Source organism: Asticcacaulis sp. W401b (assembly GCF_046503825.1).
Classification (GTDB): domain Bacteria; phylum Pseudomonadota; class Alphaproteobacteria; order Caulobacterales; family Caulobacteraceae; genus Asticcacaulis.
Genome location: NZ_JBKFEE010000022.1, coordinates 22,663 through 35,685, shown reverse-complemented (window position 1 = coordinate 35,685; position 13,023 = coordinate 22,663). Strand labels below are relative to the sequence as shown.

The window sequence follows — 13,023 nt, the reverse complement described above, 5'->3', positions numbered from 1 at the left end:
GTTGCCCACGACTTCGCTGAAGCGTTCGAACGACGCGGTGTCCGAACCATCGCCACCCTCATAATGGTCGTAAACGCCGTCATTATCGACCAGGAACGTATCATCGCCACTTTCTCCATAGAGGGCGTCGACACCTGATCCGCCTGAGAGCACGTCATTACCTGCGCCACCCCACAGACCAAAGCCATTCGGGCTCCAGTCATCACCATCACCGCCGGAGAGATAATCATCGCCGTTCCCACCATAAAGCAGGTCATTGCCTGCACCTCCGATCAGAACGTCATTGCCCTCGCCGCCGTGTAAGACGTCGTTACCGCCCTGCCCGTCGAGCCAGTCATGGCCGTTGGCGCCGTTGAGTGTATTGTTGCCGCTGCCAGCGATAAACACATCATCGCCGCCTGATACGGTTTGTGTTTCCCAGTGAGACGTATCGATCCACTGATAATCCCAGTACCAACCATTCCAGTAGTCCTCGCCATAACCGCTTTCGACCCACACTGTGGCTGTGGTCTCATCGTTCATGTCGATGTCGAGGTGGATAAAGTCGTTATTCTGCGACGTGGTGCCCGAAGACGCATACAGGTTCCACTTCGTCACATCATTGACGATGACCGATCTCCCATCGGCCGCTGCCTGAGGAAGCAAACCAAAAATGGAGGACGGTGCTGACAGATGCATACCGCTGACACCAGTGTTGACCCAGCCTGCTGTAATCTGTTCGAAAAAGACGCTCCCCGCGCTGCCGACACCGAGCGATTCAAGGAAGCCTCGCAAACCACCATAGTAATCTGACACTGACCATTGATCCAGTTTCAGCTCACCGGCTCGCTGCAAGGTTACCAGCCAAGGAGTGGCTATGGTCTGTGCCTGCACAGATTGGACAACCCGGTCAATCTGCGGCTTATTGTTGGCGTATTGGCTTTGCTCCGCGGACGATAGCGAACCGACGCCTCCACCAACGATTTTATCAACGAGATCCTTGTTCGTTCCTGTGTAAAAGCTTTGGTCAGCCGCTGAGATGTCGGCGTAACCCTCTTTAATGTAACCGTTAATCAGTTCTCGGCTCGAACTGTAAAAATTATAGTCTCGCGCGGTTTGCAGGTCGCCTGAGAAGGCGAGGAGATCTTCGGCCGCTGTTTGAAGAACCACGCGCTTCATAAACAAGTCGCCACCCACAACATATGTATTGCGGATAGCTGCGAGCGTACCCTTTTCCACGGCCTCGTCAGCCGAATTCACGTAGGTCGTCAGGCCATTGATTTTCACGTACAACTGGCTGTTTGTATGGCCGTAGGACTGCGTCGTGCCGTAACCATTAACGTTGGATACAAGCGCCTTATCGTTACCGTTGGTGATCTCTCGAATGAAGCCATTGAGAATGTCTCGTGCATTTGCCGCCATCGCGGTCGCCAATTCGAGATTGCCTCCGTTTGCTGCAGAAGTCGCGCCAACTTCATATCGGGCATAAGGAAGTTGCAGCACAGTCTCGGCATTTGCTGTGGGCGTCCTTATTTTCTTTTTCTTACCAAAAAGATTTCCGATTAGCGCGCCAAGGACAAAGCCAACGAAAGCACCGATACCTGGCGCAATGATATTGAATGCCAATGAGCTCGTCTTGAGTGAAAGGAAAGACGCCAAACCAGTGCTTTGAAGCGCAACATAACTGCCGACAGCCGAACCTATAGACGACAGAACCACTGCCGCTTCAGTCTCAGGTCTAACGACCATTGCCCCAAGCTTCGCACCCAAAAAGGAGCCGATGGCGTTGGCCATCAGGTCACGCGCGGGAGTATAATCCCACTTTCCTGTCAGAGCGCCGTTGGAGCCCACTTCTGCAACTCGGATACCATTCCACAGACTGACATTGTTGAAAGCGTTCTGCAGAACCTGACTGACAACACTCGACGATGCTGTTGTAAACAGCTCCGCACCAAAGCCCTTCATTCCTAAACTATTGGCTAGATCGGCCATGAGTATCGAAGACACCGTGCCCGCGGCAGCATCGCGCATTTTTTCGAGTACATGCTGACTAAACGAAATCCGTTCCCACTCGAACTCGACTTCGTTTTTCACCTTTTGAGTAAGGTCAATACCTGCGGCGCCGCCAATGGCTAAACCGACCCGCTCCCCCACCTCACCAAGGAACGAAGAATACACGATGCCTTTAAGGGCATCGCCCTTGGCCAAGTAATTGCCTAGTGACGATCCAACAATCGAACCGATCTGACCATGATATGAGGCGTTGATATAGGCCTCAATCTCCGCTTGTGTCGGCTTGTTTCCGTTGCTGCCCTTGAGGAAGGTCTCTAATAGCTCTCGCTGCTCCTCCAGACTCAATAGGCCTGGAGCGACCGGGCAAATGACATTCCCGCTGGTGTCCCTAGCTTCTCCGCCAACGATCTGTGTGCCGTTGACTTTACTCTTTGCAAGCTCAAGATTGTCTGATGGAACAAAATCGTCCCAAGTGAAGTTGCTGGATTTTCCGGCTGCAGATGGCTTAAGTATGCCGCGACTGATGAGAAGACTTATATCTTGGGAAGTAGGCGTGGAGCCGGCTCGAGTCAGCTCTCTGTAAATCACAGCAAGCTTATGCTGGGTAGCATTCGCTCGCGCGTAATCTACCCACTCTTCACCGTACGTGTTCTTCAGCCCTTGCAGACTAAGACCAGTGCCGTATATATCACGCAGCACTTTGTCCGCGGTAAGAATGCCGGTCGCATAGCCTGTTTTCAGAACAGCAGCGACCTCCTGAATGGAGTTGGCCGAACGCACACGAGCGGCCAAAGTCGCAAAATCTGAATCTAAAGCATCATAGCGGCTTACTACTGTAGAAACACTGTCCCCTGGTGTGTAGTTAACGGGTCCATCCCACCAGTGGCTGGAATTCTGCGTGAGATTTAGACCATGACCAACGACTTCGTGGAACAACTTCTCCGCATGCTGCATACGCTCTGAACCCCCACCACCCGCGGCAAGATTCTCACTGAGCGCAACTAAGACACGGTTTGTGCCGTCTCCTTTATTCTGTACAACCGTTCCGCCACCGACATTGGAATCGCCAGTACTCCTTAGGTAGGTGATCTCAATTTCCGACGCAGGTTGACCGCTACGACCTGACAGGATTTGCTGCTGAACGTCTGGTTGACGCATCATCGATTCTGCAAACAACTTCGCCTCATTAGCGTAGTTGCGCTGCGTCCGGTTCGAAGCGGTAAGCGTGATGGAGACAGAGACCTGATGCCCTTGCACCACAAAAGTGGTCTTGTAGGTTTTGACGGAGCAAACCCTCCATCTATTCATTGAACTTTGCGGTCCTGCTGTCTCGACCCAATTGTTTGTTGGACTTGGCATATTGCCCCCCTTATTGCTGTTGTTTTCAGAGTTTTTCTAGGTTCGCTTCAAGGGCATGCTTGCTAAACGCGCATGGTGATGCCTTGTAGAGTGCAGAATTGAGATCATTGTACAGGATCGCCATCTGCAGCCGCTTGGCGACATAGCCGCCGTAGTCCAAATCGTATTTGCGGCTAAGCAGAACCGTCGATGAAAGCAAAAATGTGTTCGGTATATTTATAAAGTTGGTCGGATGTTCGGGATCAATACCCTGGCATTGCAGGACCGCCTGAAATTGGAACCCTGCGCATGAAATGACATCGGTCGGGTAGAATTGAAGGGCGCTAATTAGCTCTCTCAGTATAGGTTTAGAGCGATTATCTGAGCGAGCGTCATAATATAGCGCGGAATATAGTAGAGCGAACTGGTATCTAACGTGAATTCGCAGATCCACAGAGTCCTTTACAAATATGGATAGGCTTAGAAGACGCGCCACCTCTTCAGATGAGGGGCCTTTACCAATGCCAAGCGCGCCTTCCAAAACATGAGGCCCGATTACTGCAATTGTTTCTCCGATTAGTATATCGCAACGATCCAACAAATCCTCTGGGTGTTCACTCGAACGAGAAACCTTCGGCTGTCGGCGCCGCTTCTGCGCAAAGCCCATAGGCTCACAGGTCGCCTTTAAATCCGGGCGGATGTCGGCGAGCGACCGCGCACTGGTGTCATCATAATTGACGCCGCCCCTCTTAAGCAACCGTGACATAGAACGAGGAGGTATGGCGGTTACAAAAGATGAGAAAATGGAACAATTCCAATCGATTTCGGACGCAGGCTCAAACTTGAAAATCCTGGCATCGCTATTTGAAATCCGCAAATCGACAACGGGGGCTTCGGCTGGGCTCGCTGCAAATGCGGGCACCACGGATAATCCCAACAATAAAGCGACCAATTTGGTTCGAATAAACATCATCTATGGACTTCCGGAATGACAACTAGCCCCATACTGGGGTTACGCGCACGCAATTGCCTTCGTCAAACTGACGTTTAGTATCTGGCTTTTGGATCAGATAGGTCAGTTTCCCCATATCAGCGGCATGGCCACACTGAGCGCAGATGACAGCGTTTTGCGGCATTTGTCAACTTTGAATTGCGACTGACTCAAAGATACTGCTGTTATGCGACGGCATTTTGCTTTTGTTTCAAACGCACCTAAATAACTGATCGATCTCAGGATTAATGGGTAAGCGGGCATTACTCGCGCTGTGATAACTCTATGATCTGAGCCCGGAATTCACCAGCTCCGGCCCCAACTTACAACTTTTCAGCGCAAACCAGACTATCCCTCTTGGCGTCGTTTTAGCTGCCCGGCAAAATGGGTAAGGCAAGCCCCGATTTCACCCAGTTAAGTTGCGTCTGAAGAGCCACATCCCAATACTGCAATGCATTTTAGAACCTCATCGCTCTCTTCCCGCCTCATTCATCGCCTTCGCTACAGGAGAAAGAATATAGCTAATAATGCGACGCTTGCCCGTCACGATCTCCGCCTGCACACTCATACCAGACGAAAGCAAGGTCTCACGACCGCTCACGCTCAAACGGCTTTTTACGATCTTGATCTTTGCCGGGAAAACAAGGCCACGCTTCTCATCGACAATGGCGTCGGGAGAGAATTCGAGTACCCGGCCAGAAAGCGTCCCGTATCGCGTAAAGGGATAGGCCTCGAGCTTTAGGATGACCTCGTCGCCCTTGGCGACGAACCCGGCGTCCTTGTTTAGCACCAGCGCTTCAACAATCAGGTCTTCACCTTCTGGCACGATTGTCACCAAGGGCGATCCTGCTTCGGCAACTTCCCCCAAAGTAGTGACCGAGATGGACTGCACCGTTCCCGAGATGGGGGCCACAAGCGTCTGTAACTGCCGCTTCTGATCAGCCTTGGCAAAGGCATCCGCACGCGTCGCGGACAAGGCTTCGGCCTCAGACCGCTCCTGAGCAGCCTGCGCGACGAACTGCTCGCGCAATTCGGCCATGTCCCGGTTCAATGATGCGACCTGCGCTCGGGCCTCGTCTAGTCGAGCCTGTTGAGACTGGAGGTCTTGTTCCGCCGTGATGATCGATTGCTGCAGCTGTAGAACCTTCTGTCTGGCCCCGAAGCCTTTGTTCTCAAGCACGATCTGATCATCCAACTGCCCTCTCAGAATGGGCAGTGTGCGTTCCAGCTTGACGATTTCGGCCTGCGCTGAGCGGGCAGACGCCTCGGCACCATTCATGCGTTCGCGTGAGGACGCCCGCTTGGCCTCATATGCTGAAATACGTGCCGCCACGAGTTGGCGCTCGGCGTCTATCGCGGACGCATCCGTGTCGCCGGGCGCCTGTATCTGCGCGCTTCCGCCGCGCGCATAGGACAGCAGGGCATTGGCGCGCGCAAGCGTGAGACTGGCCGTTGACAATTCCGTGCCTGCGCTCTGTGCATCTGCCACGGCGAAAGTGGGGTCAAGACGTATAAGCACTTGCCCGGCCTCGACACGCTGTCCCTCGCGAACCAAAATCTCGCGAATAAGGCCACTTTCAAGAGACTCTACAGATCGCAGGCGTCCGGTGGGCACGAGCCTCCCCTCTGCCACCGCAACCATTTCTACTTTGGCCAGAATGGACCAGGACAGAGCAATAAGGGCGGCCGCGATAATCAGCCAGATGATCGTCCGTCCGATCGGTGACGGCGGCGTCTCCATAATCTCCAAGGCCGCTGGGAGAAACTGCGTTTCGACACGGTCGCCCTTATAGGCGCGGCGGCGTTCGGTTTCGGCCTTCCACGATTGGATCAGGACATTGAAATGCTTTTTCAGGCTCATGCATGCCCCCCACGCATTTGCGTCTTCCATAGCTGCGCATAGCGACCGTCAGCCGCCATGAGGCTTTCGTGCGTGCCACTTTCAGTAACAACGCCATTTTCCATGGTGATGATGCGATCAGCGATGCGGATGGCCGACAGACGGTGGGCAATAATAAGAACCGTGCGCCCCTGGACGATGGAACGCATGTTTTCCTGGATGATCGCCTCGGACTCGGCATCAAGGGCCGAGGTCGCCTCGTCAAGGATCAGAATGCGCGGGTTACCGATCAGGGCACGAGCGATCGCGATACGCTGGCGTTGCCCCCCGGACAGGTTAGTGCCGCGTTCTTCGATCAGCGTGTCGTAGCCCTCTGGAAGCTCCAGAATGAAATCGTGGGCGCCAGCCATCTTGGCGACGTGGACGATAGCCTCCATTGGCACTGCCGGATCACTCAGGGCGATGTTTTCGCGCACCGTCCGGTTAAACAAGAGGTTTTCCTGCAAGACCACGCCAACCTGACGTCGCAGCCAAGCGGGATCCACCTGAGCCAGATCGACGCCGTCAACGAGCACACGACCGCTTTCAGGCACATAGAGGCGTTGGACCAACTTGGTCAGTGTCGACTTCCCCGATCCCGACGGCCCGCAGATACCCAGCACTTCACCCGGCTTGATATCGAGGCTGACGCGTCGCATCACTTCCTTGCCGCCCGGCTTATAACGGAAGGTGACGTCATCGAAATGGATGCTGCCGGCAATGCCCGGCAGCGCGGCGCGCGAAGGCGAAAACTGCGCTTCGGTCGGCGCGTTGAGGATATCTCCTAGGCGATCGATACCGACGCGCGCTTCCTGGAACTGCTGCCAGAGCCCGGCCAGTCGCAGCACGGGCTCGGCCACACGACCTGCCAGCATGTTAAAGGCCACCAATTCGCCTACCGTAATCTTACCCGAGAGCGCCAGCTTGGCGCCGATGAAGAGGATCAGGACCGTCGACGCCTTATTGATGAGTTGGATGGCCTGGCCACCCCATATATTGAGCTTAGCGGCTTTGAACCCGGAGGTTACATAGGCCGAGAGCAGACGCTCCCAGCGGTGCTGCATCTGAGGCTCGACGGCCGCTGCCTTTAGCGTTTGAACACCGGAGACGCTCTCGACAAGGAAAGCCTGACTCTCTGCCCCACGATTGAACCTCTCTTCAATACGTTTACGCAAGGGGGTGGTGATTAGGCCGGCCGTAAGCGCGTAGAGCAAAATTGCAATCACCACGATCAGCATCAACCAAGGCGAGTAAAACCACATCACCACCAGAAAGACGACGGTGAATAAAAGGTCGATGACGAGTGTAACCGAGGAGGAGGTCAGAAATTCCCGGATGGTATCGAGCTCACGCACACGCGCAATCGTGTCACCGACCCGCCGGCGCTCAAAATAAGCCAGAGGCAGCGCCAGGACATGGCGGTAAAGACGTGCGCCCAACTCAACGTCCACACGACTGGTCGTGTGGGTAAAGAGAGTGGCCCGCAGGCCCGCGAGTACCGTCTCAAAAACAACCGTCAGACCCAATGCTAACGCCAGGACATCAAGCGTAGTCAGCCCTTGGTGGACCAGAACCTTGTCGATCACTACCTGAAAAATCAGCGGCGTGATCAATGCAAAGAGTTGAAGCACCAATGACGCAATCAGCACCTCGCCCAGCAGGCCGCGGTATTTGACGAGCGCCGGAATGAACCATGTGACGTCGAATTTGCTGAGAGACGCCAACTCCGAGCGGGTGGTGACCAGTACGGTCTCCCCCGACCAGATCACACCCAGTTCAGCAAAGGATAATGTCTCAGGCGGCTGATTGGGACGCTGTACCAAAGCCTGGCCCTCATGAACCCGCGCCAGTATCAGATAATGGCCGCCATTGTCCCTGATGATCACCGGCAACGGCGCGCCGCCGATCTTCGCCAGTGAGAGCTGCGTTAGCTTGGAGCGCGCGCCCAAACGGCGTGCCAAACGCACAAGGTCACCGGAATCGGCGGCCTCGGGCTTGCCCAGCGAATGCCGCAACTGCTGCGGATCTGCTCCGATTTGATGAAAGCCCAAGAGCAGGACAAGACTATCCAAGCCGCTGTCGCCGCTTCCCCCCACGCTCATTACACACCCCATAGTTGTCGGGCCGCAACCTACCCCGGCGCAACTATGGCGACAAGGTGGCAAAAATGAAATTTTTGCAAAAAGCTGTGAACAGTTCTCAACTTGGGCGGTGCACCTTGAAACGGTCGTGTGAAAAGGCCTTGTCACGATGCTGGATACGTCGCGTTCAGCGCATGATGAGGGCACAGCCGCCATTGCAGCGGATCTATCGACTATGCCCAAGTCTCGAACTATCTGCTTTATCTTGGCGCCCTGCTCGAAATACGCACGGCGGATCTGACCGATCTGATCCACGTCAATCATCCTCCAAATACCCTCCTTCAGACGACGAACGTCAAAGGAAGGAGTGTGACACAGCCCGAATAGGGGGTCAGCTTTGGACGCGAAAACCACCCTTCAGGGGGTCAGAATTGCATGCGAATTTACATTTGGTCGGATGGAGCGGACGCTGTTCACTCTCGACTGGCTCGAAGATCCCCAGTTGCGGCGCCAAACCACGCAGGAGCTCAACAAGGGCGAAGCCAGAAACAGCCTTGCGCGCGCGGTCTTCCTTCACCGCCTCGGCGAAATCCGCGACCGCACCTATGAAAATCAACAGCATCGCGCCTCCGGGCTTAATCTTCTCGTGACGGCCATTATCCTCTGGAACACAAGGTATCTGGAAAAGGCTGTCGCGGAGCTGCGGGCGCATGGTGAGATTGTCGATGACGCCATGCTGTCCCACCTCTCGCCGCTTGGCTGGGAGCACATTAATCTCACCGGCGACTATATCTGGGCCAGTGAGAAGGAACTGGCCCGTCCCGTGGGTGAACTGCGTCCGTTGAGGACCCTGCAATCTCGGGCACGTATCATCAAGCCGGCGGCGTGATGTTCACCTTTTGTCTGCTTATGCTACAGATTTGAACGTTTGGTTAGTTCGGGCCATGGTGCTGACCGCAACCCTGACCGGACGTCTGGCGCCGCAGCAGATCTTGGCCGGTTACGGCGAGGCTCCGACGCCTGACGTCGAAACCCTATGGGACACCCTGTATAATCGCTTCGGAACGAAGAGCCGTCTCTACCGCTCCATCGCCGCCCCGAGTGATATCCCTGAACGCGCCGTCAGGCGCCTGCCGCCGCACGCCAAGACGGTGGGATCGCCACGGAACGCGAAATTCCGGCGTCCCTTCAGGCTGTTTCGGCCCGAGCCCATGCAGACCATGGCGCTGCTGCCTGATCACCCGCCCGTGTCGTTCCAGTGGCGCGGTAGTCGTTATCGCGTCACCGCGGCCGACGGTCCTGAGCGGGTGCGAGGGGAATGGTGGCAGACCGAAAAGGAAGCCGGGAAGGTCCGGGATTATTTCATTCTGGAGGTTGACGGCGGGGAGCGCTTTTGGGCCTTTCGCACCGGTGACGGTCAGAATGAGGATACGGGCTCCCTGCGTTGGTTCATGCACGGGAAGTTCGCCTGATGCCAACCGTCGGGGCGGTTCCTTACGTCGAACTGCAATGCGCCAGCCACTTCTCCTTCTTGCGCGGCGTATCGTCCTGCGACGAACTGTTCGGACAGGCCAAGGCGCTGGGTATGGACGCGCTGGCCATCACCGACCGCAATACGCTTTCGGGGATCGTGCGGGCGCTGGTCGCCGCTCGCGCCACAGGTTTGCGTCTGATCGTCGGGTGCCGGCTCGATTTGACTGACGGAACTTCGCTTCTGGTCTATCCGACTGACCGGGCCTCTTATGCGCGGTTGAGCCGAACGCTGACTGCGGGCAATCACCGGGCCGGGAAGGGCAAGTGCCTGATCGACTGGCGCGACGTCGAGGCCATAGCTGAAGGCCTGATCGGCATCTTCCTGCCGGATGAGCCGGACGATCAATGCGGCCTCTATCTCAGACGCTTCAAAGCGGCCTTTGCCGAGCGCGCCTATGTGGCGCTGACCCTGCGCCGCCGGCAGGGTGACTACACGCGCCTTCTGGCGCTCTCGAACCTTGCGGCGAAGTGCCGGGTCCCGACCGTGGTGACCAATGACGTCCTCTACCATGTCCACGATCTGGCGACGCTACAGGACGTGGTGACCTGTATCCGTAATCGCTGCACCATCGACGAGTTGGGCGACCAGCGCGAGCTATATGCCGACCGTTATCTGAAATCCGCTGAAGAGATGGCCCGGCTGTTCCCGGACTATCCGGAAGCCTTGCGGCGATCGGCCGATATCGCCGACCGATGCCGGTTCTCCATGGAAGAACTGACCTACCAGTATCCGGCGGAAATCCGCGATGATGGACTGACACCGATGGAGCGTTTGAAACGCTTGTCCTGGGAGGGCGCGAAATGGCGGTTCCCGGAGGGCGTGCCGGACGAAATCATTCGGCTCCTGAAGCACGAACTCGGCCTGATCGAGCAGTTGAACTACGCCCCATACTTCCTAACGGTCAATTCCATTGTCCAGTACGCCCGCTCGATCGGTGTCTTGTGCCAGGGCCGGGGCAGCGCCGCCAATTCCTGTGTTTGCTACGTCCTCGGAATCACCTCGATCGACCCCGCGCGCAACGACCTCCTGTTTGAGCGGTTCGTGAGTGCCGAACGCGATGAACCGCCCGACATCGACGTGGATTTCGAACATAACCGGCGAGAGGAGGTCATGCAATGGGTGTTCAACACCTATGGCCGGAACCATGCCGCCCTCTGTTCGGTCGTGACGCGCTACCGGACGCGCGGCGCGCTTCGGGATGTGGCGCGCGCCATGGGCCTAACGGAAGACCTGATCAAGACACTATCCTCTCAAGTCTCCCATTGGTCGCGCGATGGCTTCAAAGCCGAAGACGCCGTCGGTCTGGGTATCAATCTCAATGATCGCCGCATTCGTCTGGTCATCGAGCTGTCGCGCCAACTCATGGGCGCGCCACGCCATTTGAGCCAGCATCCTGGTGGGTTTGTCCTGACGCATGATCGCCTGGACGAGATGTGCCCGATTCAGCCAGCCGCCATGAAAGACCGGCAGGTCATCGAGTTCGATAAGGATGACGTCGAAGTCCTGCGCTGGATGAAGGTCGATTGTCTGGCCTTGGGCATGATGTCGGCTATGCGCCGGGGGCTGGACCTGCTGCGCGAGCACAAGGGGCTTGACCTCAATCTGGCGACCATCCCGTCAGAGGACCCGCGCACCTACGCCATGATCCGCCAGGCCGACACCATGGGCACCTTCCAGATCGAGAGCCGCGCGCAGATGTCGATGCTACCGCGCATAAAGCCGCGGACCTTTTACGACTTGGTCGTTGAGGTGGCCATCGTTCGGCCCGGCCCGATCCAGGGGGATATGGTGCATCCTTATCTCAGACGGAGGGAGGGAAAGGAGCCGGTCAGCTACCCGTCGCCGGAACTGGAGGCGGTCCTGTCCAAAACCTTGGGCGTACCGTTGTTTCAAGAGCAAGCCATGCGCGTGGTGATGGTCGCCGCGGGTTTCTCAGCCGCGCGAGCCGACTTGGTCAGACGCGCGATGGCGACTTTTAAACATACGGGCGGCGTCCATCACTTCCGCGACGAAATCGTCGAAGGGATGTTGAAAAATGGCTATACGCTGGAATACGCCGAGCAGCTATTCGGCCAGCTTCAGGGCTTTGGTTCCTACGGGTTCCCGGAAAGCCATGCCGCCAGCTTTGCGCTGATCGCCTATGCCTCGTCCTGGCTGAAATGCCACCACCCGGATGTGTTCCTGGCAGCCCTGATCGACAGCCAGCCGATGGGGTTCTATGCACCCGCGCAACTCATTAGGAACGCCGTCGAACATGGCGTTGAGGTGCGGCCCGCTTGCGCCAACCGTTCCCGATGGGACTGCTCGCTTGAGCCGACGCGGCATCCTAACCGCTTTGCCGTGCGTTTGGGGTTCCGGACGATCAAGGGGCTGAAAAATGCCGACACGGCCACCCTGGTTGCCGCCCGAGGCGAGGTGCCCTTCAAATCGCTGCACGACCTTTGGCGCCGATCGGGCGTCCCGATCTCGACGCTTCAGCAACTCGCGCGCGCCGACGCCTTCAAACCGTGCTTTGGACAGGAACGCCGGGAAGCCCTCTTTGCTCTGAAAGGGATGCGGGACGAACCATTGCCCCTTTTCGCGGACCTGCTCGACATGGACGGCGCGCATCAGCCGGAGGCGATTGAACCGGAGATCGGGCTAAAGCCGATGACGGCCGGACACGCGGTTGTCGAGGATTACAATACGAAGGGCTACAGTCTGTACCACCACCCGGTGATTTTCCTTCGTGACGAACTGAAGAGCAGGGGGCTGATGTCATGCCGGGAGGCCATCGCTCAGGCCGACGGAAAATACGTCAAGGTCGCGGGGCTGGTGCTGGTGCGCCAGCGGCCGGGCTCGGCCAATGGCGTGACTTTCATGACGATAGAAGACGAAACCACAGACATGAACGTCATCGTCTGGGAGAAGACCGGGCAGCTCTATCGCCGGGTGCTTCTGGCCTCCAGCCTGATTGAGGTGTCCGGTCAAATCCAGAAGGAAGGCCAGGTGATCCACCTGATCGCGCGGTCGCTGAACGACCTGTCGCCGTTATTGGCCACGATCAGTCAGCGCGATGTGGCGATATCGCTGCCGCATCAGCCCGGCGACGAGTTCCGCAACGGTGGGGCGCTGATGGATTCCCGTATGGCGAAGTCGCCGGCAGGGCATGCCACTTTAGTGAAGAGCCGGGATTTTAGATGATTAAACTTGTTTTCCCGCTCGCAGG

At 56.8% G+C, this 13,023-nt stretch carries 6 protein-coding genes and 1 pseudogene; 3 read left to right on the top strand and 4 right to left on the bottom strand.

The window, feature by feature from the left end; genetic code table 11:
- The 4 genes from ACK8OE_RS19660 to ACK8OE_RS19645 form a co-directional block, all read right to left on the bottom strand.
- The coding region (locus ACK8OE_RS19660; RefSeq protein ID WP_410274023.1) for a calcium-binding protein at positions 1 to 3,351 on the bottom strand (3,351 nt) is incomplete at its 3' end.
- Positions 3,352 to 3,376: 25 nt separating this feature from the next.
- The gene (locus ACK8OE_RS19655) at positions 3,377 to 4,303 is read right to left on the bottom strand and encodes a hypothetical protein (RefSeq protein ID WP_410274022.1); all 927 of its coding nucleotides are present in this window, start codon (positions 4,301 to 4,303) and stop codon (positions 3,377 to 3,379) included.
- Between the two features lie 484 nt (positions 4,304 to 4,787).
- Complete coding sequence (locus ACK8OE_RS19650) at positions 4,788 to 6,182, bottom strand: HlyD family type I secretion periplasmic adaptor subunit (RefSeq protein WP_410274021.1); 1,395 nt, start codon at positions 6,180 to 6,182, stop codon at positions 4,788 to 4,790.
- Positions 6,179 to 8,302, bottom strand: a complete 2,124-nt coding sequence (locus ACK8OE_RS19645) for a type I secretion system permease/ATPase (protein WP_410274020.1) — start codon at positions 8,300 to 8,302, stop codon at positions 6,179 to 6,181. The genes ACK8OE_RS19650 and ACK8OE_RS19645 overlap by 4 nt, the downstream gene beginning before the upstream one ends.
- A 430-nt stretch (positions 8,303 to 8,732) precedes the next feature.
- On the opposite strand from ACK8OE_RS19645, the pseudogene ACK8OE_RS19640 reads away from it, so the two are divergent.
- The 3 genes and pseudogenes from ACK8OE_RS19640 to ACK8OE_RS19630 all read left to right on the top strand — a co-directional run.
- Positions 8,733 to 9,170, top strand: a pseudogene (locus ACK8OE_RS19640) (Tn3 family transposase); the annotation flags it as partial.
- 55 nt (positions 9,171 to 9,225) lie between these two features.
- Positions 9,226 to 9,753 (top strand): DUF6504 family protein, encoded by a 528-nt coding sequence (locus tag ACK8OE_RS19635; RefSeq protein ID WP_410274019.1) that lies wholly within the window; start codon positions 9,226 to 9,228, stop codon positions 9,751 to 9,753.
- Positions 9,753 to 12,998 carry an error-prone DNA polymerase gene (locus ACK8OE_RS19630; RefSeq protein WP_410274018.1) on the top strand — a complete coding sequence of 1,082 codons (3,246 nt, stop codon included), beginning with the start codon at positions 9,753 to 9,755 and terminating at the stop codon, positions 12,996 to 12,998. The genes ACK8OE_RS19635 and ACK8OE_RS19630 overlap by 1 nt, the downstream gene beginning before the upstream one ends.
- Positions 12,999 to 13,023 lie beyond the last annotated feature (25 nt).